General features: G+C 45.8%; 30 protein-coding genes. All 30 read left to right on the top strand.

Going from position 1 to position 26,074, the window contains the following annotated elements:
* Nucleotides 1–50: 50 nt before the first annotated feature.
* Nucleotides 51–878, top strand: coding sequence for a DNA-processing protein DprA (gene dprA, locus P404_RS0102080; RefSeq protein ID WP_014970696.1), 828 nt, complete (start codon nucleotides 51–53; stop codon nucleotides 876–878).
* A gap of 47 nt (nucleotides 879–925) precedes the next feature.
* Nucleotides 926–3,022 carry a type I DNA topoisomerase gene (gene topA / locus P404_RS0102075; protein ID WP_014970695.1) on the top strand — a complete coding sequence of 699 codons (2,097 nt, stop codon included), beginning with the start codon at nucleotides 926–928 and terminating at the stop codon, nucleotides 3,020–3,022.
* A gap of 3 nt (nucleotides 3,023–3,025) precedes the next feature.
* Nucleotides 3,026–4,330, top strand: a complete 1,305-nt coding sequence (gene trmFO / locus P404_RS0102070; protein ID WP_014970694.1) for an FADH(2)-oxidizing methylenetetrahydrofolate--tRNA-(uracil(54)-C(5))-methyltransferase TrmFO — start codon at nucleotides 3,026–3,028, stop codon at nucleotides 4,328–4,330.
* A gap of 172 nt (nucleotides 4,331–4,502) precedes the next feature.
* The gene (locus P404_RS0102065) at nucleotides 4,503–5,381 is read left to right on the top strand and encodes a tyrosine-type recombinase/integrase (RefSeq protein ID WP_026829872.1); all 879 of its coding nucleotides are present in this window, start codon (nucleotides 4,503–4,505) and stop codon (nucleotides 5,379–5,381) included.
* Between the two features lie 13 nt (nucleotides 5,382–5,394).
* The gene (hslV, locus tag P404_RS0102060) at nucleotides 5,395–5,946 is read left to right on the top strand and encodes an ATP-dependent protease subunit HslV (protein WP_026829871.1); all 552 of its coding nucleotides are present in this window, start codon (nucleotides 5,395–5,397) and stop codon (nucleotides 5,944–5,946) included.
* Entirely contained in the window at nucleotides 5,933–7,309 is a 1,377-nt protein-coding gene (gene hslU, locus P404_RS0102055) for an ATP-dependent protease ATPase subunit HslU (RefSeq protein WP_026829870.1), read from the top strand. The genes hslV and hslU overlap by 14 nt, the downstream gene beginning before the upstream one ends.
* 16 nt (nucleotides 7,310–7,325) lie before the next feature.
* Nucleotides 7,326–8,105, top strand: coding sequence for a GTP-sensing pleiotropic transcriptional regulator CodY (gene codY, locus P404_RS0102050; RefSeq protein ID WP_014970690.1), 780 nt, complete (start codon nucleotides 7,326–7,328; stop codon nucleotides 8,103–8,105).
* 248 nt (nucleotides 8,106–8,353) lie between these two features.
* A complete protein-coding gene (gene flgB, locus P404_RS0102045) occupies nucleotides 8,354–8,716 on the top strand; it encodes a flagellar basal body rod protein FlgB (RefSeq protein WP_014970689.1) in 363 nt (120 codons plus the stop codon).
* A 3-nt stretch (nucleotides 8,717–8,719) separates the two neighbouring features.
* Nucleotides 8,720–9,118: a flagellar basal body rod protein FlgC gene (gene flgC / locus P404_RS0102040; RefSeq protein WP_014970688.1), complete on the top strand. Its 399-nt coding sequence runs from the start codon at nucleotides 8,720–8,722 to the stop codon at nucleotides 9,116–9,118.
* 15 nt (nucleotides 9,119–9,133) lie between these two features.
* Nucleotides 9,134–9,421 (top strand): flagellar hook-basal body complex protein FliE, encoded by a 288-nt coding sequence (gene fliE / locus P404_RS0102035; protein ID WP_012370750.1) that lies wholly within the window; start codon nucleotides 9,134–9,136, stop codon nucleotides 9,419–9,421.
* Nucleotides 9,422–9,449: 28 nt separating this feature from the next.
* Nucleotides 9,450–11,018 (top strand): flagellar basal-body MS-ring/collar protein FliF, encoded by a 1,569-nt coding sequence (fliF, locus tag P404_RS0102030; protein WP_026829869.1) that lies wholly within the window; start codon nucleotides 9,450–9,452, stop codon nucleotides 11,016–11,018.
* Nucleotides 11,019–11,022: 4 nt separating this feature from the next.
* The gene (gene fliG, locus P404_RS0102025; protein ID WP_014970686.1) at nucleotides 11,023–12,030 is read left to right on the top strand and encodes a flagellar motor switch protein FliG; all 1,008 of its coding nucleotides are present in this window, start codon (nucleotides 11,023–11,025) and stop codon (nucleotides 12,028–12,030) included.
* A complete protein-coding gene (locus tag P404_RS0102020; protein ID WP_034773951.1) occupies nucleotides 12,014–12,739 on the top strand; it encodes a FliH/SctL family protein in 726 nt (241 codons plus the stop codon). Before fliG ends, P404_RS0102020 begins: the two co-directional genes overlap by 17 nt.
* Nucleotides 12,732–14,045: a flagellar protein export ATPase FliI gene (gene fliI, locus P404_RS0102015; protein WP_034773949.1), complete on the top strand. Its 1,314-nt coding sequence runs from the start codon at nucleotides 12,732–12,734 to the stop codon at nucleotides 14,043–14,045. The genes P404_RS0102020 and fliI overlap by 8 nt, the downstream gene beginning before the upstream one ends.
* 12 nt (nucleotides 14,046–14,057) lie before the next feature.
* Entirely contained in the window at nucleotides 14,058–14,492 is a 435-nt protein-coding gene (locus tag P404_RS0102010; RefSeq protein ID WP_014970683.1) for a flagellar export protein FliJ, read from the top strand.
* Entirely contained in the window at nucleotides 14,489–15,043 is a 555-nt protein-coding gene (locus tag P404_RS0102005) for a MotE family protein (protein ID WP_014970682.1), read from the top strand. The genes P404_RS0102010 and P404_RS0102005 overlap by 4 nt, the downstream gene beginning before the upstream one ends.
* A gap of 25 nt (nucleotides 15,044–15,068) precedes the next feature.
* Nucleotides 15,069–16,229, top strand: a complete 1,161-nt coding sequence (locus P404_RS0102000) for a flagellar hook-length control protein FliK (protein WP_236624247.1) — start codon at nucleotides 15,069–15,071, stop codon at nucleotides 16,227–16,229.
* Nucleotides 16,222–16,692 (top strand): flagellar hook capping FlgD N-terminal domain-containing protein, encoded by a 471-nt coding sequence (locus tag P404_RS0101995; protein WP_026829865.1) that lies wholly within the window; start codon nucleotides 16,222–16,224, stop codon nucleotides 16,690–16,692. The genes P404_RS0102000 and P404_RS0101995 overlap by 8 nt, the downstream gene beginning before the upstream one ends.
* A complete protein-coding gene (gene flgG, locus P404_RS0101990) occupies nucleotides 16,692–17,588 on the top strand; it encodes a flagellar basal body rod protein FlgG (protein ID WP_014970679.1) in 897 nt (298 codons plus the stop codon). The genes P404_RS0101995 and flgG overlap by 1 nt, the downstream gene beginning before the upstream one ends.
* Entirely contained in the window at nucleotides 17,585–17,821 is a 237-nt protein-coding gene (locus tag P404_RS0101985; RefSeq protein ID WP_014970678.1) for a flagellar FlbD family protein, read from the top strand. The genes flgG and P404_RS0101985 overlap by 4 nt, the downstream gene beginning before the upstream one ends.
* A complete protein-coding gene (locus P404_RS0101980) occupies nucleotides 17,796–18,245 on the top strand; it encodes a flagellar basal body-associated FliL family protein (protein ID WP_014970677.1) in 450 nt (149 codons plus the stop codon). Before P404_RS0101985 ends, P404_RS0101980 begins: the two co-directional genes overlap by 26 nt.
* A gap of 9 nt (nucleotides 18,246–18,254) precedes the next feature.
* Nucleotides 18,255–19,238, top strand: a complete 984-nt coding sequence (fliM, locus tag P404_RS0101975) for a flagellar motor switch protein FliM (protein WP_012370738.1) — start codon at nucleotides 18,255–18,257, stop codon at nucleotides 19,236–19,238.
* A gap of 1 nt (nucleotide 19,239) precedes the next feature.
* On the top strand, nucleotides 19,240–20,358 hold the full coding sequence (gene fliY / locus P404_RS0101970; protein WP_026829864.1) for a flagellar motor switch phosphatase FliY: 1,119 nt from the start codon (nucleotides 19,240–19,242) through the stop codon (nucleotides 20,356–20,358).
* A 12-nt stretch (nucleotides 20,359–20,370) separates the two neighbouring features.
* Nucleotides 20,371–20,736: a response regulator gene (locus P404_RS0101965; RefSeq protein ID WP_014970675.1), complete on the top strand. Its 366-nt coding sequence runs from the start codon at nucleotides 20,371–20,373 to the stop codon at nucleotides 20,734–20,736.
* Nucleotides 20,737–20,771: 35 nt separating this feature from the next.
* The gene (locus P404_RS0101960) at nucleotides 20,772–21,230 is read left to right on the top strand and encodes a flagellar biosynthetic protein FliO (RefSeq protein ID WP_236624245.1); all 459 of its coding nucleotides are present in this window, start codon (nucleotides 20,772–20,774) and stop codon (nucleotides 21,228–21,230) included.
* Nucleotides 21,227–21,895: a flagellar type III secretion system pore protein FliP gene (gene fliP, locus P404_RS0101955; protein ID WP_026829862.1), complete on the top strand. Its 669-nt coding sequence runs from the start codon at nucleotides 21,227–21,229 to the stop codon at nucleotides 21,893–21,895. The genes P404_RS0101960 and fliP overlap by 4 nt, the downstream gene beginning before the upstream one ends.
* 10 nt (nucleotides 21,896–21,905) lie before the next feature.
* The gene (fliQ, locus tag P404_RS0101950) at nucleotides 21,906–22,178 is read left to right on the top strand and encodes a flagellar biosynthesis protein FliQ (protein WP_012370733.1); all 273 of its coding nucleotides are present in this window, start codon (nucleotides 21,906–21,908) and stop codon (nucleotides 22,176–22,178) included.
* Nucleotides 22,175–22,942, top strand: a complete 768-nt coding sequence (gene fliR, locus P404_RS0101945; RefSeq protein ID WP_014970672.1) for a flagellar biosynthetic protein FliR — start codon at nucleotides 22,175–22,177, stop codon at nucleotides 22,940–22,942. The genes fliQ and fliR overlap by 4 nt, the downstream gene beginning before the upstream one ends.
* A 1-nt stretch (nucleotide 22,943) precedes the next feature.
* Nucleotides 22,944–24,035, top strand: a complete 1,092-nt coding sequence (flhB, locus tag P404_RS0101940) for a flagellar biosynthesis protein FlhB (protein ID WP_014970671.1) — start codon at nucleotides 22,944–22,946, stop codon at nucleotides 24,033–24,035.
* A gap of 14 nt (nucleotides 24,036–24,049) precedes the next feature.
* Nucleotides 24,050–26,074, top strand: a complete 2,025-nt coding sequence (gene flhA, locus P404_RS0101935) for a flagellar biosynthesis protein FlhA (protein ID WP_014970670.1) — start codon at nucleotides 24,050–24,052, stop codon at nucleotides 26,072–26,074.

The raw sequence follows: 26,074 nt of genomic DNA, 5'->3' as shown, positions 1-26,074 counted from the left end.
GTCCTGATTTATTCAGGACGGCTTTCTTCTATATAAAAGGAGCGTAATGGATGAACAGAGAACTGTATGCACGTTTTGCGACTTGCCGGGTTCCGTATTCAATCGTTGTCTTGATCGAACGGTATGGTCTTTTACCGGTAGAGGATTTACCTGTTTCCCGAGCAATCAAAAACCGATATCAGCAAGCCTTACAATTGGATCAAGTCCCAACGAACCTCCTCGTCCCAGGAGATCCATATTTTCCAATGCACCTACTTCAGATTCCTCAACCTGTCTATGGATTGTTCTTTCTAGGTAATCCTTCGTTACTCGAGCAACCGATGATCAGTATCATCGGTAGTCGTGATCCCTCCACCTCCCACCCAAAACGGCTGTCCTTTTTACGACCGTTTTTTCAATCACCTTTTGTCACAGTATCTGGTGGTGCGATTGGGATCGATTCCCTCGTCCATCGTCTTTCCCTCAAACATCATCAAGCGACGATTGCTGTTTTGGCAAACGGATTTGATCGCTTTTATCCGAAGCAACACACGACGTTATTTCATCGTATTCAACAAATGGGACTTCTATTGTCTGAATATCCTGCTGTGACGCCTGTTCACAAACATCAATTTCTAGAACGGAATCGAATCATTTCTGGATTATCTTCAGGATTGATCATTGTCGAAGCGGCGCGTAAAAGCGGGACGATGAACACGGCAGGCCATGCTCTAGAACAAGGTAAGGACGTGTATTGTATACCCGGTTGTCCGACGGAAAAACACTTTCAAGGAACAAATCAATTGATTGCTGAAGGTGCGATTCCACTCTTAAATCCAGAAGAAGTTTCAAAAAGTATCTTGATGAACGTTGACAAATGGGAATCGAGACTACTATGATAAGTGAGATTAAAATACGAGTACGCCTCTAATAGGGAGCGATTGTAATGGCAAAATATCTAGTAATTGTCGAATCACCTGCAAAGGCAAAAACCATCAAACGTTATCTCGGTTCGAACTATACCGTGAAAGCTTCGATGGGGCATGTCATCGATTTGCCAAAAAGCCAAATGGGTGTTGACGTAGAACATGACTATGAACCAAAGTATATTACGATTCGTGGTAAAGGACCGGTTTTAAAAGAATTAAAAACGGCCGCTAAAAAAGCACAAAAAATTTATCTCGCGGCCGACCCCGACCGTGAAGGGGAAGCAATCGCATGGCACTTAGCGAAAGCCCTCGGCGTCGATGAGTCGACGGAATGTCGGGTCGTCTTTAATGAAATCACAAAAGATGCCATCAAAGATTCGTTCAAGAGACCCCGCAAGATCAACTATGATCTTGTCGATGCACAACAGGCACGGCGTATCTTGGACCGTCTAGTTGGTTATAGCATGAGTCCGTTACTTTGGAAAAAAATCAAAAAAGGATTGTCTGCAGGACGCGTTCAATCCGTTGCCGTGAAGATGATCATCGATCGCGAGCAGGAAATCAATGCCTTTTTACCAGAAGAATATTGGACGATCAAATTAGAGTTAGATGCGAACGGTGAAAAGTTAGAAGCAAACTTTTATGGGATTGATGGGAAAAAACGTGAATTACACTCGGAAGAAGAGGTCAACGAAGTGTTGGCTAAACTGTCGCAATCGTTTACGGTTGATTCCGTGACGAAAAAAGAACGTCGCCGTAATCCAGCATTGCCGTTCACGACGAGTTCCCTTCAGCAAGAAGCAGCACGTAAGTTAAATTTCCGGGCGAAGAAGACGATGATGATTGCTCAGCAATTATATGAAGGAATCGAGCTTGGAAAAGAAGGGACGGTCGGTCTGATTACGTATATGCGGACAGACTCGACACGGACATCTGAAACAGCGAACGTCGAAGCACATGGATTCATTGAAAATGCGTACGGAAAAGAATACATCGCGGTTGAAAAACGAAAAGAGAAAAAAGCAGCGAATTCGCAGGATGCCCACGAAGCTGTTCGTCCGACTTCGACGATGCGCGATCCGCAACTCGTCAAATCGTATCTCTCGCGTGATCAATTCCGATTATACAAATTGATTTGGGAACGGTTCGTCGCAAGCCAAATGGCACCGGCGATTTTAGATACAGTCAAAGTCGACCTTCTCTCAAATGATGTGATGTTCCGCGCGAACGGTTCGACGGTCAAGTTCGCAGGATTCATGAAAGTATACATCGAGGATACGGATGATGAAGCAGTAACAGATGTCAAAGACGGATTGTTGCCACCGCTTGACGATGGAGAAGTGTTGCAACAAGAAACCATCGAACCAAAACAACACTTTACGCAACCGCCACCCCGTTATACGGAGGCGCGTCTCGTCCGGTCGATGGAAGAACTTGGGATCGGTCGACCGTCGACGTATGCCCCGACACTCGATACGATTCAAAAACGCGGGTATGTCACGCTGGAAGAGAAAAAATTCTTGCCGACGGAACTTGGTGAACTTGTCATTGATATGATCAGTGATTATTTCCAGGAGTTCATCACCGTCCAGTTTACGGCCGACATGGAAGCTTTACTCGATGCCATTGAAAAAGGTGACATGCAGTGGACAGAAGTCGTCGATCCGATTTATAAATCGTTTGCAAAACGGTTGACTCGAGCAGAAGCTGAAATCGAGAAGATTGAAATCAAAGATGAGCCAGCAGGGGAAGATTGTGAAGTCTGTGGCCATGCGATGGTCATCAAGATGGGGCGTTACGGTAAGTTCATGGCGTGCTCAAACTTCCCGGAATGTCGCAACACAAAACCGATTCAAGTCGAGATTGGTGTGAAGTGTCCGACATGTGGGACAGGTGAAATCGTTGAACGACGGAGTAAAAAAGGACGCCTCTTCTACGGGTGTTCCAATTATCCGGAATGTGAGTTCGTCTCATGGGATAAGCCGGTCGAAGAACCTTGTCCGGTCTGTAGCAGTATGATGGTACAAAAGAAAATCAAGAACGGTGTGAAAGTAGAATGTACGTCTTGCGGACATCATGAAACACGCATCGATCAGGAGCAAGAGGAGGAATGACCGGTGAAACGAGTAACCGTGATCGGAGCCGGACTCGCAGGTTCTGAAGCAGCATGGCAACTTGCGAAGCGTGGCGTTCAAGTAGATTTATATGAAATGCGACCAGTAAAGCAGACACCTGCTCACCATACGGACCAATTTGCAGAACTCGTCTGTTCGAATTCCCTTCGGGCGAATCAACTGACGAATGCAGTCGGGGTATTAAAAGAAGAGATGCGTCAACTCGACTCGCTCATCATGAAGGCAGCGGACCTTGCGAGTGTGCCAGCAGGTGGTGCACTTGCCGTCGACCGACATGATTTTGCAGGGTATGTGACAGATACATTAAAAAATCATCCGAATGTCACCGTTCATCATGAGGAGCTTGAAGCGATTCCAGATGGACCAACGATCGTCGCGACAGGACCTTTGACGAGTGCTGCGTTATCGGAATCATTAAAACAGTTTACAGGTGAAGATTATCTCTATTTCTTCGACGCAGCAGCACCGATTCTTGACGGTGATACGATTGACCGCGATAAAGTGTATTTAAAGTCACGTTATGATAAAGGAGAAGCCGCGTACTTGAACTGTCCGATGACGGAAGAAGAGTTTACGCATTTCCACAATGAGTTGATTCAAGCGGAAGTCGTTCCGTTAAAAGAATTCGAGAAGGAAATCTACTTCGAAGGATGTATGCCGTTTGAAGTACTGGCGACACGCGGACCGAAGACACTTTTATTCGGACCGATGAAGCCGGTTGGGCTTGAAGATCCTAAGACCGGAGAGCGTCCGTATGCGGTCGTTCAACTTCGCCAAGATAACTCAGCGGGAACGTTGTTCAACTTAGTTGGCTTCCAAACCCACTTGAAGTGGGGCGAACAAAAACGAATCATTCGTTTGATTCCAGGGCTTGAAAATGCAGAAATCGTCCGTTACGGTGTCATGCATCGAAATACGTTTGTCAATTCGCCAAACTTATTGCAACCGACCTACCAGACACGGACACGCCACGATCTGTTCTTTGCCGGTCAGATGACAGGGGTCGAAGGATACGTTGAGTCGGCGGCATCCGGCTTGACGGCAGGAATCAATGCGGCTCGTCTCGTGAATGAGGCAGAACCGATTGCTTTCCCGAAAGAGACGATGATGGGAGCGATGGCTCATTACATCACGACGACGGAAGGAAAGAACTTCCAACCGATGAATGCGAACTTCGGACTCGTTCCAGCACTTGTCGGGCAGACCGGACGGATGAGAAAACCAGACAAGTATGCGCTTTTTGCAGAACGTGCATTAGAAGCAATCAAAGACTTTACCGATATGTAAGGCAAGATGGGGGAGAAGGCGCGATTTAGCGTTCTTTTCTCCCATTTCTTAATTTGTCATAAAAGCGTGATAATTTTGTTATTTTTCCGATTTTTGGTCTATTGTCAGACTACTTCCGGTGTGCTATGCTAAGGGCGATTCGAGTATGAAATGGGTAGAAGGGGGCTCACAGATGGGAGTAGACTCAGAGTTTGACGTACTGCGAAAATCTTTTTTGCGGTATGTACACATCGAACGTCAATTATCTCCAAATACGGGCCGTTCTTATGATCAAACACTTCGACAATACGCCGCTTTTTGCCTCGATCATCAGTTGAGATCGATTGAATTGGCAACTGCACGGCGTTATTTGTTTGCCCTTTATGATCAAAAAGCCTCTAAATCAACAATCGCTCAAAAAGTCTCCTGTTTAAAACAGTTCGGACGTTTTGTGACGCGTGATACGGATGAGATCAATCCATTTGAAGGATTAAAGGCGCCAAAACGTGTGCAGACGTTACCGACATTTCTAGTACCTTCTGAATACGAACGTTTTTTGGAAGCATTTCGGACGACGGATGCATTTGGTGCCCGTAATGTCGCCTTGATTGAGTTGCTGTATGCGACAGGCATGCGTGTAAGTGAATTAGCCGGATTGAATGTAAAGGATTTGGATCCAGATTTAGAGTACGTTCACGTGTACGGAAAAGGCAGGAAAGAACGGATTACACCCATCGGATCGTTTGCGAGAAAAGCGCTACGTCTTTATTTAGAGGAGCGGCAACCGTTTGAAGTCGAAGAACAAGCGATATTTCTTTCACGGTCAGGTCGCCGCCTGACGACGGATGGGATTCGAAAGATTTTAAAAAAGGGTGATCCGCTTCTATCGAAACATGTCACACCGCATGCTTTACGACATAGCTTCGCGACAGATCTTCTTGAACGTGGAGCAGACTTACGAGCAGTACAAGAATTGTTGGGTCATGCTTCATTATCCACAACAGGACAGTACACACATGTCACGACGGAACGTCTTCGTCATGTTTATCAGCAAGCGCACCCGCGTGCCTAAGGGAGGAAACAGAATGTTTCATGCAACGACGATTTTTGCCATTCAACATAACGGTCAATCTGCGATGAGCGGTGATGGACAGGTGACCTTCGGAAATCAAGTCATCATGAAGAAAAGTGCGAAAAAAGTACGACGTCTCTATGGTGGGAAAGTGATTGCCGGATTTGCCGGAAGTGTGGCCGATGCGTTTACACTGTTTGAAAAATTTGAAGCCAAACTTGAAATGTATAATGGGAATTTGCAACGAGCCGCCGTTGAACTGGCTAAAGAATGGCGTGGCGATAAAATGTTACGTCAACTCGAAGCGTTATTGCTTGTCATGGATGGAACGCATCTACTGCTCGTTTCAGGAAACGGGGAAGTGATTGAACCGGATGATGGAATCTTAGCCATTGGCTCAGGTGGAAACTATGCCCTTGCTGCGGGTCGTGCGTTAGCACGGCATGCAGGACACATGACAGCTGAGGAAATCGCTCGTGCGGCGCTTGAGACAGCTGGAGAGTTATGTGTGTTCACGAATGACCAAGTCATTTTAGAGACGATCGGAGGAAGTGCAGATGCATGAATTGACACCGAGACAAATCGTAGAGAAACTAAATGAACACGTCATTGGTCAAGCCGATGCGAAACGAGCCGTTGCGATTGCCCTTCGGAACCGTTATCGTCGACAGTTACTAGAACCAAGTTTACGTGATGAAGTGACACCCAAAAATATCTTGATGATCGGACCGACTGGCGTAGGGAAAACCGAAATCGCACGTCGGCTCGCGAAACTGGTTCGAGCTCCCTTCGTCAAGATTGAGGCGACTAAATTTACCGAAGTCGGTTATGTCGGACGTGATGTCGAATCGATGGTCCGTGACTTGGTGGAAGCATCCCTTCGTCTTGTAAAAGATGAAAAAAAGGAAGCCCTTAAAGAGCGTGCTGAAGCCGTTGCCAATGAACGAATCGTCGATGCATTAGTCGGGAAAAAATCATCAGCAGGACTTGGTGGAGGAAATCCCTTTGAAATGTTGTTTGGTGGGAATCAAAAGCCACCGGAACAAGAAACGGCAAATGATACAGCGGATCGTTCGGTGATTCGTCAACAATTATTCCAAGGTCAACTAGAAGACCGCATGATTGATGTCGACATCGAAGAACGCCAAATGGACTTATTTTCCGGGCAACAAGGAATGGAAGGTCTTGCAAACCTACAAGATATGCTCGGGCAAGTCATGCCGAAAAAAACAAAAAAACGTCAGTTGACGGTCAAAGAAGCACGGCCGATTTTGACGGCAGAAGAAGCAGAACGGTTACTTGATTTAAATGAAGTGCATGATGAAGCCGTTCGTCGCGCCGAACAGATGGGCATCATCTTTGTTGATGAAATCGATAAAATCGCAACAAAAGGACAAGACAGTGCTGGTGTGTCCCGTGAAGGGGTACAACGCGACATCTTACCCATCGTCGAAGGTTCGACGGTCGTCACGAAATATGGCCCTGTCAAGACGGATCATATGTTGTTCATTGCAGCCGGTGCGTTTCATATGGCGAAACCATCTGATTTGATTCCGGAATTGCAAGGACGTTTTCCGATTCGTGTTGAACTCGATAGCTTGACGGAAGACGACTTCGTCAAGATTTTGACGGAGCCCAATCAGGCGTTACTGAAGCAATATAAGGCATTACTTGGTGCTGAGCAAGTCCATGTCACGTTTACAGACGATGCGATTCGTCAAATCGCCCGGATTGCAGCGCAAGTAAATGATGAAACAGACAATATTGGGGCGCGCCGTCTATATACCATCATGGAACGAGTTTTAGAAGAATTATCGTTTGAAGCGGCAGAGATGCCAGAAACAGACGTGACCATTACACCACAATATGTCATGGACCGCGTCGGAAAAGTAGCAGATGATCGTGACTTAAGTCAGTTCATCTTATAAGTGGAGGAAGAAAATCATGAATTTACTGGCAAAAACACGAAAGCTCAACACGATGTTACAACAAGAAGCAAGCACACATGTCGACTTTAAGGTCATGGCGGACCGGTTAAGTGAAGTCATGGAGTCGAACACCTTTATCGTCAGCCGTCGTGGAAAGTTATTAGGGATTGCAATTAAACAACAAATCGAGAATGCACGGATTCGTGGATTCCTCGAAGAACGTCAATTCCCGGAAGACTATACAAAAAAATTATTCAATGTCACGGAAACAACGGCAAACATTGCGATTGATAGTGAACACACCGCGTTCCCGATCGATAACCGAGACATGTTCGAAACGTCAAAAACGACGATCGTTCCCATCATCGGTGGCGGAGAACGTTTAGGGACACTTGTTCTTGGGCGAATGATGGAAGATTTCAACGAAGAAGACTTAGTCCTTGCTGAATACGGGGCAACTGTCGTCGGGATGGAAATCTTACGTGAGAAAGCTCATGAAGCAGAAGACAAGGCGCGAAAAAAAGCCGTCGTTCAAATGGCGATCAATTCGTTATCGTATTCGGAACTCGAAGCGATCGAGCATATCTTCGAAGAATTAGATGGAAACGAAGGATTGCTTGTTGCTTCAAAAATTGCAGATCGTGTCGGAATCACGCGTTCCGTCATCGTCAATGCACTCCGTAAACTGGAAAGTGCCGGCGTCATCGAGTCACGTTCGCTTGGGATGAAAGGGACGTACATCAAAATCTTAAATGACAATTTCCTCTACGAGTTAGAGCGAATTAAATCAAACTAAAATAGAAATTGTTAGAATTATGAAGAAGACCTAGTAAACTACTAGGTCTTCTTATTTTTATAGGTATTATTTATCATTTTTATAAAAAAAGGGTTTAAAAAGCGTAAAATTAACATCTCATTCCCCTCTTTTACAAAAAACTTCTTTTCAAACATTGACCTATTTGTTTCAATTATTTCAGATATGTTACTAATCGCTTACGGTATAATACTACGTTTTATCATATAAATCAGAGTGGAGGTTGAAAGATGAACTGGCTTGGTTCAGATTATGCAACGATGACACAGGCTGTCGATCGGACAGTCGCAGCTCAAAAAGTAATTTCAGCAAATATTGCGAATGTTGATACACCCGGATATAAATCAAAACGTGTTGTGTTTGGAGATATGTTGGATTCGGAAATGAAGATGAGTTTAAAACGACATGCGACGATTGGTTCTTCCGGTAGCATCGTTGAACAATCATCTGCGATGCGTAACGATGGAAATGGTGTCGATATTGACCTTGAGATGTCTGAATTATCACGCAATCAAATTGAGTACGAAGCACTGGTCGAGCAATTGAACCGGAAATTTTCCGGCATTCAATCGGTCATCCGAGGAGGACGTTAAACAATGAGTATGTTTTCTGGATTTCATACATCTGCTACAGGGCTGACGGCGCAACGTCTACGATTAGACACTGTTTCAGCCAATATCGCCAATGCGCAGACGACACGTGGTGAACTCGTCGACGGTGAATGGCAACCATACGCACGAAAATTAGCGGTTTTAAAAGAAACGGGGAACGGTGTGACGGTCAGTGAGATTCGAAAAGACCAAGAACCGTTCAAATTAGAGTACAACCCAAACCATCCGGATGCCGATGACTTAGGATACGTCAAAATGCCGAATGTCGATCTATTAAAGGAAATGGTGGATATGATGGGGGCGACCCGTTCATATGAAGCCAACATCACGGCGTTAAACGCAACAAAAGCAATGTTAGTCAAAGCGATGGAAATCGGGAAGTAATGAGGAGATGTCATAATGGCGATTCAACCAATCCAAAGTATGCAGATGGTATTACCTTCACAATCGGTGGCGAAAACGACACCCAGTGACTTTAGTGAAGTACTAAGCCAAGCCATGAACGGCTTGAATGATGCACAACAAGCTTCCTCACAAGCACGAGTGGATCTTGCGACCGGCAAAACAACCGACTTACATAACATCATGATCAAAACAGAAGAAGCATCGCTTTCTATGCAACTCGCTATCGAAGTCCGGAACAAGGGCATCGAGGCATACCAAGAAATGATGCGTATGCAACTGTGATTGTTGAGGAAAGCGTGGGAGATGTTTAATGAATGAAGGACTAAAAACGCGTTTTGGCGCATTAAAAACGACATGGCAGGAATGGTCGCTTGCTAAAAAGGCAACAATCATCGGACTTGTCTTATTTTTAATCGCAGCGATTGTGGTCGCGGCGATCTGGTTCAGTAAACCAACGATGACACCGCTGTACTCGAAGTTGTCTCCTCAAGAGGCAGGTCAAGTGACAGAGAAATTAAACGAAGACGGTGTGAAGTCGGAAGTCGTCAGTGGAACAGACGGTGTAACGATTCTTGTACCGGAAGAAAGCGCAGAAAATTTAAAAGTCGAACTCGCAACAGCTGGAATTCCAAAATCAGGTCAAATCGATTATTCATTTTTCAGTGAGAACGCAGGTTTTGGAACGACCGATAAGGAAATGAATATTTTAGAACGAGACACGATGCAGACAGAATTAGAAAACCTCATTACACAAGTCAATGGGATCGATGCGGCGAAAGTCATGATCACACTACCTGAAAAAAGTGTTTTCTTATCTGATCAAGAAGAGACGTCTACCGTCTCGGTTGTCTTGACGTCAAGCGCCGGAAGCGATTTAAACCAACAGACCGTCCAAGGGCTTTACCACTTAATCGCTAAGAGTATTCCGAATCTAAAAGAAGAAAACATCACGATCATGGATCAGTACTTCACATACTATGAACCTGGTAAAGGTGCACAGACTGCTGGTGGAACGGATCCAATGCAATTAAAGAAGACAACGGAAAACGATTTACGTAAACAAATTCAACAAATGTTATCGGTGGTGCTCGGACCACAAAAAGCATTGGTATCCGTGACAGCGGATGTCGATGTCACACAACGTCAAGAAGAACAAAAATTAGTCGAACCTGTCGACCCGGATAAGATCGAAGGAATTGTCACATCAGCTGAGAAGGTCGCGGAAGCCTATACAGGAGCAGCGAACGAAGGAACAGCTGGGACGGGTGAAAACGAGACGATCAACTTCCCTGAAGGTACGGGGACGACGGGGGATACAAGCGAAAAAACGCATGACATCATCAACTATGAAGTCAATCGGATCACGAAACAAATTACCGGTGCCCCTTATGAAATCCGTGACTTAGGAATACAAGTCATCGTCGAACCGCCAAAAGGGCAAAATCAGATTGATCCACAGCTTCAAACCGATCTTCAGACGATGATGTATTCGATCATTCGAACATCGCTTACGAAAGAAGATGCAAAAACGACATTGACGGATGCAGAACTTGCGAATAAAGTCGTCGTCATGTCACGTCCATTTGCAGAAACGCCAAAACAAACGGTGACGACAGAAACGACACCGATGTGGGTCTGGTTTGCGTTAGGTGCTGCAGCATTAGTTGTAGTAGGCACCATCTTCGTGATGATGCGCAGACGTCGCACGACAGAAATCGAAGAACTCGAAGAATGGGCACCAATCGAAACAGATATTCCTGAACTGTCAACGGAAGATACAAGTGACGGGGCGGTTAAACGGAAACAGCTTGAAAAGCTTGCCGCATCCAATCCAGATGAATTTGCGAAGTTGTTACGCACATGGTTAGCGGAGGATTGATGAAATGAAAAAGTTAGAGATGAGCAGTCGGGAAAAGGCCGCGATTTTAATGATCTCACTGGGACCGGAAGTAGCAGCGACTGTCTACAAACACTTGTCGGAAGAAGAAATGGAATGGCTGACCTTACAAATTTCGAGTATGAAACGGATTGATCCGGAAGAAAAACTTGAAGTGTTAGAAGAATTCCATGAATTGGCGACAGCGCAAAACTACATTACGCAAGGCGGAATCGGATTTGCAAAATCAGTCCTTGAAAAGGCACTCGGTGAAGAGAAGGCGATGGAGCTGATTTACCGATTAACATCGACGCTCCAAGTACGACCGTTTGAATTTGCTCGTAAGGCAGACCCAAAACAGTTATTGAACTTTATTCAAAACGAACATCCACAAACGATTGCCCTTGTGTTAGCTCACTTGGATCCTGCTAAATCGGGACAAATTCTGTCGGAACTACCAGCAGAAGCACAATCCGATGTCGCACGCCGGATTGCGACGATGGATCGGATGAATCCAGAGATCATTAGTGAAGTCGAACAAATTCTTGAACGTAATCTTTCACAAGCAGGCATGCAAGATTATGCACAGTCTGGTGGAATCGAAGCTGTCGTTCAAGTCTTGAACGGAGTAGACCGGACGACGGAACGGACGATTCTCGATACACTCGAAATCCAGGATCCGGAACTGGCAGAAGAAATCAAAAAACGGATGTTTGTCTTTGAAGATATCGTTACTCTTGATGCGCGCGCCATTCAGCGGATCATCCGTGAAGTATCCAATGAAGATTTATTATTATCACTCAAAGTATCCTCGGATGACGTCAAAGAGATGGTTTACCGCAACATGTCACAACGAATGGTCGAATCGTTTAAAGAAGACATGGAGTTCATGGGACCTGTCCGGTTGCGTGACGTCGAAGAAGCACAAAGTCGGATTGTCGGTATCATTCGTCGCCTAGAAGATATGGGTGAAATCGTCGTAGCCCGTGGTGGAGGAGATGATATCGTTGTCTAACGTCATTAAACGCCAAATCGTCTTTGAACGTGATCAACGGACCATCTTTCATCAGACGGCGTCAACACACGAGGTGGATCAAGAACCGGTTGTTTCCTACGAGGAAATGATGAACGAAGGACAGAATCGATTGAAACAACAACGGGACTTGATCGAACAACAAGAACAAAAACGTCGTGTTGCCTTTGAACAGGAACGGATGGCCGCGCTTGAAGAGGCAAGGCAACGTGGATATGAAGAAGGGTTTCAATCTGGTCAGCAGGCAGGACTTGACCACTACCAACAACGGATTGATGAGACCAATCAATTTGCGAATCGTCTCGAACAGATGTTTTCAGATCGTTTAGTCATGATGGAAGATGAATTGTGTGCGCTGGCCCTTCAACTGACTCATCAGTTTTTGGAACAGCTGCACGACACGGATGAGGAAGCCCTTTACCAAACGATTCATCAGTTGATTCTTCAATTTCGTGATCGTGAAAAACTGATTGTCTATACTTCTGCCGAAGACTTTGAACGCGTGGTTTTATTAGATGAACGTCTCCATACGATTTTAGGTGGTACCGCGACGATTAGTTTGCGGATTGACCCGGAACTCGCAGCACGTGACTTCCGTGTCGATTCGGAAAACGGGGCAATCACAGGCGGACTTACCGCAGGGTATCAAACCTTGTTGGAACAACTTACCGAGGTGTTACACGATGTATAAGCTAAAACAACTGCAGGCAGCCATCCGTGACATTCGCCCGGAAGACTTGGTTCAGCATTCTGGAAAAGTCGTTCAAGTCATTGGTTTGATGATTGAATCACGTGGCCCTACGGCGGTCGCAATCGGAGAACGGTGTTTGATCCGGATTCACCGGGGACAGGAAATCGAGGCAGAAGTCGTTGGTTTTCGAGAAGGACATGTCTTATTGATGCCATACGGTGAAACGACGGCAATCGCACCAGGTTCGATCGTCATCGCAACAGGCAAGCCGCTCCATGTGCCAGTCGGAGATGATTTGATTGGCAAAGTCTTGGATGGACTCGGGCGATCGTTAGATGGGGAATCATTGACGCATTTGCGGACGACCTCGATTGTCCGCAAACCTCCTAGTCCGTTGGATCGTCCGCGAATCGATCAAGTTTTATCGACCGGGATTCGAGCCATCGATGGGTTGCTGACGGTCGGACAAGGTCAACGTGTAGGACTGTTCGCGGGTTCCGGCGTAGGGAAGTCGACGCTCCTCGGAATGATTGCGAAACGGTCGACCGCTGACATCAATGTCATCGCCCTGATTGGCGAGCGGGGACGCGAAGTGAAGGAATTTATCGAGGCAGAACTCGGGGAAGAAGGTATGAGTCGTTCGATCATTGTCGTAGCGACCAGTGACCAACCTCCACTCGTTCGATTAAAAGGAGCCTATACGGCAACAGCGATTGCCGAGTACTTCCGAGATCAAGGAAAAAATGTCGTACTGATGATGGATTCCGTGACACGTTTTGCGATGGCGCAACGAGAAATTGGTTTAGCGACTGGTGAGCCACCAGCATCAAAAGGATATACGCCTAGTGTGTTTGCCTTACTTCCTCAATTACTAGAGCGAAGTGGGAAAACGACAGAAGGTTCGATCACCGCATTTTATACCGTCTTAGTCGACGGAGATGATATGAATGAGCCGATTGCCGATGCCGTCCGTGGGATTTTAGATGGTCACTTTGTACTCGACCGTAATCTCGCCAATAAAGGTCAATATCCTGCCATCCATGTCCTGCGTTCAATCAGTCGGGTCATGAATCAGATAACCTCGACAGAACATAAGGACAGTGCGATCACGTTTCGACAGTTATTGTCCACGTATCTCGATGCGGAAGATTTAATCAATATCGGGGCTTATAAAAGTGGGACCAACCCAGACATTGACCGGGCTGTTGAAAAATACCCAGAATTAATCGGTTTTTTAAAACAACGTGTCGAAGAAAAAAGTCATTTTGAAGAAGGTATGAGTCGTTTGATCACGACAATCCGTTAAGGAGGTGCAAGTATGAAGACGATATATGAACGCATCATCCCTTTAGCGGAGGCGGAGAAGGATCGTGTTTCAAAACATACTGCTGAAAAAAAGAAACAATATGAAATCGAAGTTGAAAAACTGTACCATCTTCTCATTCGCTATGAAGCTTTTTTGAAAGCGCAAAACGAAACAGGTGCCGTTGAACTACTCGCATCCCAATACCGAGAACGGGCACGTGATGTCGTTAAACAACAAATCGAACGGCAACAACTGTATGTGACACAAGCCAAAAATCAGTACGAACGAGCTCAAGTCGACTTAAAAGAAGCGTTGATTGAAGAAAAGAAATTCACGCGACTTCAGTCCAATCAATTAGAGGAAAACCGTCGTACGCTTGCATTGACGGAACAAAATCAAATGGATGAACTGGCCTTATTACAGTTTGGAAGAAGGCAAACGACATGAGTGATCAAAAATCATCGAAACAATGGATTTTACCATTACTGATTATTCCATTATTGCTGCTCTTATTTACAGCTTATCTTGTTTTAAATTATGCGAATGGGAGACCGATCTTTTCCTTACCGTTCTCTTCAGAAGAAGTAGCAGATCAACAGGTTACCTCAACAAAAAATGCGGACGTCGAGCAACGGTTGAAGCTTGCGAACGCCGAAATTAAAAAATTACGGACTAAAACGACCGATCAAGCTGATATCATTCAGGCGAAGGAACAGGAAGTCGTCCGATTGATTGCGGAACGGGACCGTTTGAAAAAAACACCGGCTACTCCGGCTGTAGCGGCTGATGAAACCACAACAAAGAAAAAGACGGCGAATGTGACCGATGTCTATGCGGAGATGCCACCAAAAGACGCGGCAAACATTTTAAACGAATTGAGTCCGACAGAGGTCGTTCCCATCATTCAAAAGATTGAGGCAGAACAACAAGCAGCAATCATGGCAAAGATGGATCCTAAAAAAGCAGCCGCGTTAACACAACTGTTGGCAGTCGAATGAGGGGTGAGTAAATAAGATGAACTTGATGGATGTACAACAAGCACAGACGGCGAAACCCGTCACGAAGTTAAACGGGAAAGACATTCCGGTGAACGGGGTCGGGAATTTTGCTTCATTGCTCCAGTATTTAGTACAACCGATGGCTGAGGCAGCTCAAAACACATTACCGGAACAACAGGTGTTACCGGTTGATGCAACAAACAATTCCGAAGTGAAAGCTTTGATTGTCCAGTTGACGGCGCAACCGGAAAAAGTATTACAACTCCTCGATCAGCCGGAGTTAGAAGGCGTAACACAGGATCCGAAAAAAACGACGGAATTGCTCCAGTTCATCAAAACGATGCAAGAAGGTCAGGGAGAACAGGCGATGGACTTGTTTCAACAGCTCCCGACGGCTGTTCAGCAGACCATCGTAGCTGCCTTATCCTCTGTTCTTGGCGTAGTCAAAGAAAATGGGTTGCCAAAGGACGGTCAAGCGGTACCGGTTAATACAGTGACAAATGTACCATCTGATACAAAAAAATCGTTTGTTACGAAAACGATACCGTCGACAGTTGAAACCATGTTAACGAATCCGAGTAAACCAGTAGTCAGTACTCCAATCGTCAAACCTCTTACTCCAACTGAAACAGATGGAGTGACTGCTAAGTCATGGAATACGGTTAAAAAAGGACTCGAGTCGCTTCCGGTAGTCGCTGATCCGAAAGGTAACGAACAACCGGTATCATTAAATGGATTGAAATTCGACCGCTTGACGGTCGCAGCACCAGTCCTTTCACGGACTTCAGCTACTCCCCCTACCGTCGATGAACAACTGGCAACACGAATCGAGGCGGCTTTAAAACAAGCGCCCTTTTTAAAGGGAGCGGACGGTTCGACGCGGATGTCGATTCGGTTGTATCCGGAACAGTTAGGCGAGGTTGTCGTTCAGTTGGATCGAAAAGAGGGACTGCTTACGGTCAAGCTATTCGCAGCAACCGAACAAGCGAAACAATTGATGGACCAACAACTTGGAAAGTTACATACGTCGCTTCAACCACAAGCACCACTCGTCAAAGTCGAGACGGGATTGCTCGCATCGAGCGTCAAGGAATTTGAACAAGGATTGCCACAAGAACGGCGCGAACGACAGCAGGAAGAGCCTGTGCCATACGAGGAAGAACTAGAGGAGGATGAAGATGACTGAGTCAATCAAAAATGAGGCGTCGTCTTACCAATTACCGGATAAAACGAAAGTGCCATCCAGTAATACGATGGACAAAGACATGTTCATGAAAATCTTGATCGCCCAGCTATCGAACCAAGATCCGACGGCTCCGATGGAAGACAAGGAGTTCATCTCACAGATGGCGCAATTTTCTTCGCTCGAACAGATGCAAGCGATTGGGAAAGGGATGGATACGATGATGCTCAATCAGCATGCAGGAGCATTGTTGACTTACAGTAACTTGATCGGAAAAGCGGTCAGTTACGAAGGGGAGACCACGACAACAGATGCAACAGGTGCTGAAGTATCGTCAACCGTTAAAGAAACGGCAAACGTCCTGAGCGTAAAACGGGACGGGGTAGACGTCGTCGCTGAGTTATCAAATGGGAAAAGTGTGAGTGTCTACGAATTGACTGAGATTAAAACAAAGGAGGAAAAATAATGTTACGTTCAATGTATTCAGGAATCAGTGGGTTAAAGAACTTCCAGACAAAGTTAGATGTCGTCGGGAATAACATCGCCAACGTCAATACGTTTGGTTATAAAAAAGGCCGTGTCACGTTTAAGGATCTTGTCAACCAATCTGTTGGTTCCGCATCAGGTAATGGTGGAGGTGTCGGGGGGACAAACCCGAAGCAAGTAGGACTTGGTGCATCGATGTCAACAGTCGATAATGTCTATAATCAAGGAGCATTACAAAATACTGGGCGAACGCTTGATGTCGGGATTTCAGGTGAAGGATTTTATCAAGTCTTAACGGCAGACGGTGTACGTTATTCTCGTTCTGGTAACTTTTATACAGATCTTCAAGGAAACATCGTGACGGGAGATGGAAATTATCTCGTAGGATTGTCTGATCCACCGCCTGCTAATCCAGGACAACCACCTGCAGATCAAGCAAACCTACCTGCAAACCAATACGATGCTCAGGGGCAAATCACAAACAAAGTAAATAATGGCTATATGAAATTACAAATTCCGACGGGAGCCCAAAACTTAGCGATCGGTAAAGACGGACTAGTCACATTTGTTGATGGAACAGGTAATCTGCAACGAGTTGGTTACGTATCGATGGCGAATTTTGCAAACCCAGGTGGTCTTGAAAAATCAGGGGTAAACTTGTTTGCCGCTTCTCAAAACTCGGGCATCGCAGCGACTGGAACACCAAGCACAAACGGTCTTGGTCAATTAACATCCGGAACACTCGAAATGTCGAACGTCGATTTGTCGGAAGAATTCACGGAAATGATCATCGCCCAACGTGGTTTCCAGGCGAACACACGGATTATCACGACGTCCGATCAAATTTTAGAAGAACTCGTCAATCTCAAACGATGATCACGCTGACGACATTACGTGAAGCACCGATTGTCTTGAATGCAATCTTAATCGAAGCGGTCCGATCGACACCCGATACGACGATCCAGTTGGTCGGAGGACAGACCTATGTCGTAAAAGAAACGTTAGAAGAGGTAAAAGCGGCGACAATCGACTTTTACCGCCAAGTCGGTTTGACGGGCTTGAACAGTGCTAGGAGGCTCGAAGATGGCAGAAGAAAAGAAGAAGAGTAAATTAAAATTACCACTCATCATGATCGTCGTCGCACTCATGATGGTCGGCGCCGGTTACATGCTTTCGAAATATTTATTGACGAGTGATCCGACGGAAGCAAAGGTCGAACAACCGACCGGCGTTGAACTCGAGGAACGAAGTTTTCAAACCGACGACTTAACGACGAATATCGCGGATGAACGGTTTTTAAACGTTCAATTCACGATCGTCACGGACGACGCGGCGACACGGGAAGAACTAGAGTTACGTAAATTCCAAATCAACAACATTATCTTGGGTGATCTCGCTTCGATGAAAAAACAAGATTTGGATTCGAAACAAGACATGGCGAAGCTGGAAGAAAAATTACGGGGGCAATTTAAAAAACTCCTGCAAGAAGGCGATGTTCAACGTGTCTACACGACGAAAAAAATCATCCAGTGAGGTGGCCGCATGAGCGAAGTATTATCACAACATGAAATTGACGCCCTGCTATCAGCCATTTCAAGCGGAGACATGGAAGTCGAGGAAATACGTAGCCAAGAAGAAGAACGACGGGTCAAAGTCTATGACTTTAAACGGGCGTTACGATTCTCGAAAGATCAGATGCGTAACCTGACGCGAATTCATGAACAATTCGCCCGGGTCTTGACGACTCATTTCTCAGCACAACTTAGAACATACGTCCAGTTTACGGTCAACACGGTGGAACAGTTACCGTATGATGAATTCATCCATTCGATTCCGAACATGACATTGATTAATTTAGTGAATCTTCATCCGTTAGACGGACGGGTCATCTTTGAAGTCAACCCGAACATTGCCTATGCGATGCTTGACCGACTACTTGGTGGACCTGGCGAAGGGATGAATAAAATCGAAAACCTGACGGAAATCGAAACCCGCATCTTGACACAATTGTTCAAGCGAGCCTTTGTCCAGTACGGGGCAGCTTGGGAATCGATTGCGGAGATTGAGGCGGAGTATGACGACTTAGAGATCAATCCACAATTTCTTCAACTTGTGTCACCAAATGAGACGGTCATTCTCGTCTCGATTTATGTGACGGTGGGTGAAGTGAGCGGGACGCTCAACGTCTGTCTACCGTTCGTGACACTCGAACCGATTATTCCGAAACTATCGAGCCACTTTTGGATGCAACAAGAAAAACGAAAGTCAGCCGATAATCAAGAGTCTGAACATATGCAAACACAGTTGATGGGATCAATCGTCGATTTGAAAGCAGTGCTCGGCCAGACGGAACTTTCGTTTGGAGAATTGTTACACCTCGAGGTAGGCGACTGCCTGTCCCTGCAGACACGTACATCTGATCCGGTTGAATTGTTCGTCGATGATCGGAAAATGTTCAAAGCGCGACCTGGTCTGAATGGGAAGCATCTCGCTTTACAAGTCTTACAACGAATTGAGGAGGAATAACATGAGCGATATGCTTTCGCAAGATGAAATCGATGCGTTATTACGCGGGACCCCATCGGCTGAAGAACCAACCGATACAAGTTCAACCGATGAGTTAAGTCAATTGGACGACATGGAGATTGATGCGCTAGGAGAAGTCGGGAATATCTCGCTTGGAAACTCCGCGACAGCCCTGTCCGCCTTATTGAATCAAAAAGTTGAAATCACGACGCCGCACGTCCGGATGATTACGATGGAAGAGTTACGGAGTCGGTATCCGATACCACACGTTGCCCTTCGTGTTGGTTATACAGAAGGATTTAAAGGCGAAAACGTCTTGATTTTGACACAACGGGACGCCTCGGTCATTGCCAATCTGATGATGGGTGGCGACGGTGTTGTAGACGAAAGTCTAGAGATGGAGCCGATTGCGTTATCTGCGGTCCAGGAAGCAATGAACCAGATGATGGGCGCTGCTGCGACATCGATGTCAACCGTCTTCTCGATGCGCATCGATATTTCACCGCCAGCGGTTGAAATTTTTGATTTCTCACAAGAAAAAAGTATCGTCGACAGCTTCTCGTTATGGGAAAGCATGGTCATCATCGAGTTTGATTTAAAAATCGGGACACTGATTGATTCAAAAATCGTTCAGTTGGCACCCCTTGAATTTTCAAAACAGTTGATTCAGAAATTATTTAATGCCAGTACGACAACTACTCAAGCACCACCGGTTAGTCAACCGGAACCGATGCGTGAACAGCCTGTGCCTAGCCCGCAACCAGAACCACGTTATGAAGCACCGCCTGAACCGAAAAAAGAACCGGTCGGAGTCAGCCCTGTTCAATTCGGTCAGTTTTCTGAAGTACAACCAGAAGGTCCACCTGGAAATATCGGCATGCTTTATGATGTTCCATTAAACGTCACCGTTGAGCTTGGTCGGACGCGTCGTTCAGTCCGAGACATTCTTGAACTGACCCAAGGCTCGATCATTGAACTCGATAAATTAGCCGGTGAACCGGTAGACGTATTCGTCAACAATACGTTGATTGCAACAGGAGAAGTCGTCGTCATCGAAGAAAACTTCGGTGTACGAATTACAGAGATCGTTAATACAAAAGAACGTCTACGGATGTTCTAAGGAGGAAATAGGATGAGTGCAAAAGTTTTGATCGTAGATGATGCAGCTTTCATGCGAATGATGATTAAGGAAATTTTATCAAAGAATGGATATGACGTTGTAGGAGAAGCGGAAAACGGTCGTGAAGCTGTTTCGAAATATAAAGAGTTATCGCCGGACCTCGTCACACTGGATATCACGATGCCGGAAATGGATGGTATTTCGGCTTTAAAAGAAATCAAAGCATTTAATCCGGCTGCTAAAGTCATCATGTGTTCCGCGATGGGACAACAATCGATGGTTATTGATGCCATTCAAGCAGGTGCGAAGGACTTCATCGTCAAACCATTCCAAGCGGATCGTGTACTCGAAGCCGTTTCGAAAACCATTTCATCATGAAAAGACTGACCTGTTTGACCTGTTTGCTCCTGTTATTGCTGATACATCACGTCGGTGCTGAAACAGTGGAAGAGAATCTGAACCCATCCAAGAAGAATGAACCTACAACACAACAGGTCGGCGGGTCATCGACGGTCGTCACGATTGTGAAAATCGTCGTGACGCTCGTAGTCTTAATCGGCGGATTTATCGTTGCCGTCCGTTTCATCAATGAACGGACGAAAGGTGTCCGTCAGTCGAGCAGGCTTTCCCATCTAGGTGGTATATCGCTTGGCAAAGATCGATCCGTTCAGCTCGTGAAGGTTCACGGTAAGGTTTACGTCGTCGGTGTCGGTCAGAACGTGGAGTTGATCGATACGATCGAGGAAGACGCCGAATGGGCATCGACGACCGATCTACCGGAAGACGAGTTACATACATCAACGGCGTCTCCGTTTCTGGAATCGTTTAAGCAACAGCTGGATCAGTTCCAGAAGAATCGAGGACGTTCATGACGACGATTGAAAATTTGATTTCACTGGATACGCCGTCTGGGACGGCGACTTCGATTAAGTTACTTATATTACTGACACTTTTGTCACTCGCACCATCGCTTTTGATTTTAATGACGTGTTTTACCCGTGTCATCGTCGTCTTGTCCTTTGTCCGCTCGGCACTTGGTACACAGCAGACACCACCGAACCAACTGCTTGTTGGACTGGCTTTGTTCATCACGTTATTTGTCATGGCCCCTATCTTGACGGAACTCAATACGACAGCATTACAACCGTATATGGATGAGAAGATCAGTCAAGATGAGGCGTTTGATAAGGCCGGTGGTACGATGAAACGATTCATGTCGCAGTATACACGCACGAATGACTTAGAGTTGTTTTTGAAATACGGAAATTATGAAAAACCAGAAAAAGTGGAAGATATTCCACTCGTCGCATTAGTACCAGCCTACGCGATTAGCGAGTTGAAGACCGCCTTTCAAATTGGTTTCATGATCTTCATTCCTTTTCTCGTCATCGATATGGTCGTCTCGAGTGTCTTGATGTCGATGGGGATGATGATGTTACCACCGGTCATGATTGCGTTACCGTTTAAATTATTATTATTCATTTTGGTAGATGGTTGGCATTTGATTGTCGAGTCACTACTCGTCAGCATGCGATAGGGGGGACGACATGACGCAGGAAATGATTATTCAATTAGCCAGTTCGGCTGTTTGGACCTTGCTCAAGGTCTCAGCCCCGCTCTTGCTCGTCTCACTCGTCGTTGGCCTTCTTGTCAGCATTCTACAAGCGACGACACAAATCCAAGAACAGACGTTATCGTTTGTTCCGAAGATTGTTGCGGTATTTTTAGCCCTCGTCTTTTTTGGACCATGGATCATGGAAGAACTGAAGACGTTTACGATTGAAATTTTTAAACAGATTGCAGAGGTTTCACGGAAATGACGTTACTGTCCTTTGTCAGTGTCTTTTTACTTGTGTTTGGTCGAATTGTCGGATTTCTTGTTGCAGCTCCCTTGTTTTCATCCAAGCAATTACCGGCGCAACACAAACTAGCAATTGCTGCTGGGCTCGCCTATTTTGCAAGTTATGCCGTCAAGACAACCGTTCAAGTCGATGATATTGATTTCTTTTTTCGGATGGGGACAGAAGTCATCATCGGACTCGCACTTGGTCTACTCGCTAGTTTTTTACTGTATGCACCACAGATTGCCGGATCGATCATCGATTTACAGATGGGTCTTGCGATGGCATCAGCGTATGATCCGATGTTTGGTGGTCAATCGCCCATCATTGGCCGTTTTTATTATATGTTGACGTTACTTGTTTTACTGGCTTCCGACATGCATCTGATTTTGCTTGATGGTATCTACACCAGTTTTGAGATTTTTCCGCCAGGCAGTCCGATTGGCGTGACGGGCGAGGCGGGGATGAGTTTAGTCGTCCGTGTCATCGGGATGGCGATGTTGACTGCTTTACAGATGGCGATGCCCTTAGTCGTCTCACTATTCTTAGTCGATTTGGCACTTGGATTTTTAGCAAAAACAGCTCCGCAGTTCAATATTTTTGCAATCGGTTTTTCGGTCAAGCTATTGATGGGATACGCCATTTTATTTTTACTTGCCGGTGCGATGATTACAGGAATTTCTCGATTTGTCCCATTATTACAAGAAGTATTGTCGGACGCGATTCAATTACTAGGAGGTTGAGATGAAGACGTACAAGTTAATGCTCGATCTCCAGTATTTTGCAGGCGAAAAGACAGAAAAAGCATCTCCTAAAAAACGAGATGATTCCAGAAAAAAGGGACAGGTCGCAAAGTCTGCTGATTTGACGAGCAGTCTCATGTTATTCGGAATGTTTTTAGTATTATTTTTCTTTGGTCCGTTCTTAGGGAAACGATTCGTCATGGTGCTAGAAGACGGTTTAAGTGCGCAGACGGTACTGGTCGCTGTCGAAGAAGGACGCGTTCAAGAAATTATGATCGAGATGTTGGTTCAGATGGGTATTCTCGTTTCGCCCTTTTTTGTGACAGCTGTTGTAATCGGAATTTTAGGAAATTTCGTGCAAATCGGAGCGTTACTCAGTTCAGAATCAATCCAACCCAAACTTGATCGGATCAACCCGTTACAAGGTGTAAAACGTATCGTTAGTATGAAAGCACTGATCGAATTTTTAAAATCGGTGTTCAAATTACTTGTTATTGGTGTAACAAGTGGAACCGTGTTGTGGAACAACAAGGTAGAGATTTCACGCTTGACGTCGGAGCCAATCGGCGACGCTTTAGCCATCATTGGTCACTTGACCTTCTTACTAGGTATCTCAGTCAGCATCGCGTTGATTGTGTTAGCCGTCCTTGATTTTGCTTATCAAAAATTTGATTTCGAGAAATCGATTCGGATGAGTAAACAAGATTTAAAGGATGAGCATAAGAATACAGAAGGCGATCCGCAAATCAAAGGGAAAATCAAACAGCAGCAACGCGAGATGGCGATGCGACGAATGATGCAAGAAATACCGAATGCTGACGTCGTCATTACGAATCCGACGCATTATGCGGTGGCGATTCAATATGATGACGGCAAACATGCAGCACCGATTGTCGTCGCAAAGGGAGTGGATGCTGTCGCATTCCGGATTCGGGAGAAGGCGACAGCAGCCGAGATTCCGATTATCGAAAATAGACCGCTCGCACGAGCATTATTCGCAAAATCAGAAATAGGGATGGCAGTGGATGAATCATTTTATCAGGCACTCGCTGAAACACTTGCCTTTGTCTATCAAATGAAACAAGCGAAATGAAAGGATGAAGCATCATGACCATTTCAACAAGAGATTTAACCGTCCTGCTAGGCGTCATTATGATCGTCTTCATGCTCGTCATTCCACTGCCAGGATTTTTACTCGATTTTTTAATCATCATTAATATCTTAATCGCATTGATGGTCCTTCTTGTCGCGATGAATGCCAAGGAAGCCCTTGAATTTTCTGTATTTCCGACGTTGTTACTGATCGTCACCTTGTTTCGATTGGCACTGAATGTCTCGACGACCCGCGCGATTCTTTCGAACGGGAACGGTGGAGAAGTCATTGAAGCATTCGGAAGTTTTGTTGTTGGCGGGAACGCCCTCGTTGGATTCGTCGTCTTCCTGATTCTCGTCTTGATTCAGTTCCTCGTCATCACAAAAGGATCGGAGCGGGTATCGGAAGTATCGGCACGTTTTACGCTCGACGCAATGCCGGGGAAACAGATGGCGATTGACGCCGATTTGAATTCAGGCATGATTGATGAATTACAGGCACGGACACGCCGACAAAAAATTCAATCGGAAGCCGATTTTTATGGGGCGATGGATGGTGCTTCAAAATTCGTCAAAGGAGACGCGATTGCCGGAATCATCATCGTCATCATCAATTTGATTTTCGGAATGATCATCGGAGTCGTCCAACAAGGTCTACCAATGATGGAGTCAATTAGTCTGTACACGTTACTGACGGTCGGAGACGGTTTGGTCAGTCAAATTCCTGCCCTCTTGATTTCAGTCGCGACCGGAATCATCGTCACGCGTTCGACTTCGGACGGTAACCTGGGAGAAGACATCATCGGTCAGCTTTCCCGGACGCCGTTGCTCGTCATGATCGGAGCAGGTGCGATTTTCTTACTTGGTTTGTTTACAGCAATTCCAGATTACGTGACGATTCCTGTCGCTGGAGGCGCGGCGTTTTTCGCCTGGCAGTTGACCCGGACGCCCAAAACAACAAAAGAAGAAGTGGCAGTCGAAGAGGCACCGTCAGAAAATCTCCGGTCGAGCGAGTCGGTCATTTCGTTGTTAAACGTCGATACAATCGAATTTGAATTCGGTTACGGATTGATTCCACTTGCTGACGAAGCGCAGGGCGGCGACTTGCTCGACCGTGTCGTCATGATCCGCCGACAGTTGGCACTTGAACTTGGGTTCGTCTTACCCACCGTACGAATACGAGATCATCTTCAACTCCCGCCGAACCATTACCGGATTAAGATTCGTGGCAGTGAGATGGCGACCGGTGAATTGTTACTTGACCATTACTTAGCGATGAGCCCTGGTGTCGATGATCCCGAGATTCAAGGGATTGAGACCGTAGAACCCGCCTTTGGCATGCCGGCACTCTGGATTGATGAACGGACGAGAAGTCGGGCGGAAATGTCCGGGTATACGGTCGTCGATCCCCCATCCGTCGTCGCGACACACTTGACGGAACTGCTTAAGAAACATGCAGCTGATTTATTGGGACGAGAAGAAACTAAACAGTTAGTCGATCATCTGAAAGAAACCCATCCGATTTTAGTCGACGAAGTGACACCACAACTCTTATCGATCGGTGAACTACAAAAAGTATTCGTTCAGTTGTTAAAAGAAAAAATTTCAATCCGGAACTTGCCGCTGATTTTTGAAACGTTGGCCGATTATGCAACAGTTACGAAAGACAGCGATCTGTTAGCGGAATACGTACGTCAGGCATTGGCACGACAAATCACAGAACAAGTGTTACAAGGTGAAGTGCTTCATGTCGTGACCGTATCAAGCGAGATGGAACTCGATATTCAATCGGCGATCCAAAAAACCGAGTTTGGTAACTACTTGGCGCTTGATCCTGACAAAGCAACACGATTCATCGAGTCCTTAAACGAGTTGACGACAGAATTCGAGCGTTATGGTGCTCAACCAATCATTTTAGCCTCACCGAGTATTCGGATGTTCGTTCGTCAATTGACGGAACGTTATTTCCCGGATGTACCTGTTCTGTCCTATAACGAGTTAATTCCGACAATCGAAGTCAAGAGTATTGGGGTGATCTAA

Origin of the sequence: Exiguobacterium antarcticum DSM 14480 (assembly GCF_000685865.1) — a bacterium.
Lineage (GTDB): Bacteria > Bacillota > Bacilli > Exiguobacteriales > Exiguobacteriaceae > Exiguobacterium_A > Exiguobacterium_A antarcticum.
This window is presented reverse-complemented; position numbering and strand designations above follow the sequence as displayed.

What these genes read in the sequence shown, in the direction of transcription:
- dprA (WP_014970696.1), top strand. Translation starts at nt 51, where the DNA reads ATGAACAGAGAACTGTATGCACGTTTTGCGACTTGCCGGGTTCCGTAT.
- topA (WP_014970695.1), top strand. Translation starts at nt 926, where the DNA reads ATGGCAAAATATCTAGTAATTGTCGAATCACCTGCAAAGGCAAAAACC.
- P404_RS0102065 (WP_026829872.1), top strand. Translation starts at nt 4,503, where the DNA reads ATGGGAGTAGACTCAGAGTTTGACGTACTGCGAAAATCTTTTTTGCGG.
- hslV (WP_026829871.1), top strand. Translation starts at nt 5,395, where the DNA reads ATGTTTCATGCAACGACGATTTTTGCCATTCAACATAACGGTCAATCT.
- codY (WP_014970690.1), top strand. Translation starts at nt 7,326, where the DNA reads ATGAATTTACTGGCAAAAACACGAAAGCTCAACACGATGTTACAACAA.
- flgB (WP_014970689.1), top strand. Translation starts at nt 8,354, where the DNA reads ATGAACTGGCTTGGTTCAGATTATGCAACGATGACACAGGCTGTCGAT.
- flgC (WP_014970688.1), top strand. Translation starts at nt 8,720, where the DNA reads ATGAGTATGTTTTCTGGATTTCATACATCTGCTACAGGGCTGACGGCG.
- fliE (WP_012370750.1), top strand. Translation starts at nt 9,134, where the DNA reads ATGGCGATTCAACCAATCCAAAGTATGCAGATGGTATTACCTTCACAA.
- fliF (WP_026829869.1), top strand. Translation starts at nt 9,450, where the DNA reads ATGAATGAAGGACTAAAAACGCGTTTTGGCGCATTAAAAACGACATGG.
- fliG (WP_014970686.1), top strand. Translation starts at nt 11,023, where the DNA reads ATGAAAAAGTTAGAGATGAGCAGTCGGGAAAAGGCCGCGATTTTAATG.
- P404_RS0102020 (WP_034773951.1), top strand. Translation starts at nt 12,014, where the DNA reads ATGATATCGTTGTCTAACGTCATTAAACGCCAAATCGTCTTTGAACGT.
- fliI (WP_034773949.1), top strand. Translation starts at nt 12,732, where the DNA reads ATGTATAAGCTAAAACAACTGCAGGCAGCCATCCGTGACATTCGCCCG.
- P404_RS0102010 (WP_014970683.1), top strand. Translation starts at nt 14,058, where the DNA reads ATGAAGACGATATATGAACGCATCATCCCTTTAGCGGAGGCGGAGAAG.
- P404_RS0102005 (WP_014970682.1), top strand. Translation starts at nt 14,489, where the DNA reads ATGAGTGATCAAAAATCATCGAAACAATGGATTTTACCATTACTGATT.
- P404_RS0102000 (WP_236624247.1), top strand. Translation starts at nt 15,069, where the DNA reads ATGGATGTACAACAAGCACAGACGGCGAAACCCGTCACGAAGTTAAAC.
- P404_RS0101995 (WP_026829865.1), top strand. Translation starts at nt 16,222, where the DNA reads ATGACTGAGTCAATCAAAAATGAGGCGTCGTCTTACCAATTACCGGAT.
- flgG (WP_014970679.1), top strand. Translation starts at nt 16,692, where the DNA reads ATGTTACGTTCAATGTATTCAGGAATCAGTGGGTTAAAGAACTTCCAG.
- P404_RS0101985 (WP_014970678.1), top strand. Translation starts at nt 17,585, where the DNA reads ATGATCACGCTGACGACATTACGTGAAGCACCGATTGTCTTGAATGCA.
- P404_RS0101980 (WP_014970677.1), top strand. Translation starts at nt 17,796, where the DNA reads ATGGCAGAAGAAAAGAAGAAGAGTAAATTAAAATTACCACTCATCATG.
- fliM (WP_012370738.1), top strand. Translation starts at nt 18,255, where the DNA reads ATGAGCGAAGTATTATCACAACATGAAATTGACGCCCTGCTATCAGCC.
- fliY (WP_026829864.1), top strand. Translation starts at nt 19,240, where the DNA reads ATGAGCGATATGCTTTCGCAAGATGAAATCGATGCGTTATTACGCGGG.
- P404_RS0101965 (WP_014970675.1), top strand. Translation starts at nt 20,371, where the DNA reads ATGAGTGCAAAAGTTTTGATCGTAGATGATGCAGCTTTCATGCGAATG.
- fliP (WP_026829862.1), top strand. Translation starts at nt 21,227, where the DNA reads ATGACGACGATTGAAAATTTGATTTCACTGGATACGCCGTCTGGGACG.
- fliQ (WP_012370733.1), top strand. Translation starts at nt 21,906, where the DNA reads ATGACGCAGGAAATGATTATTCAATTAGCCAGTTCGGCTGTTTGGACC.
- fliR (WP_014970672.1), top strand. Translation starts at nt 22,175, where the DNA reads ATGACGTTACTGTCCTTTGTCAGTGTCTTTTTACTTGTGTTTGGTCGA.
- flhB (WP_014970671.1), top strand. Translation starts at nt 22,944, where the DNA reads ATGAAGACGTACAAGTTAATGCTCGATCTCCAGTATTTTGCAGGCGAA.
- flhA (WP_014970670.1), top strand. Translation starts at nt 24,050, where the DNA reads ATGACCATTTCAACAAGAGATTTAACCGTCCTGCTAGGCGTCATTATG.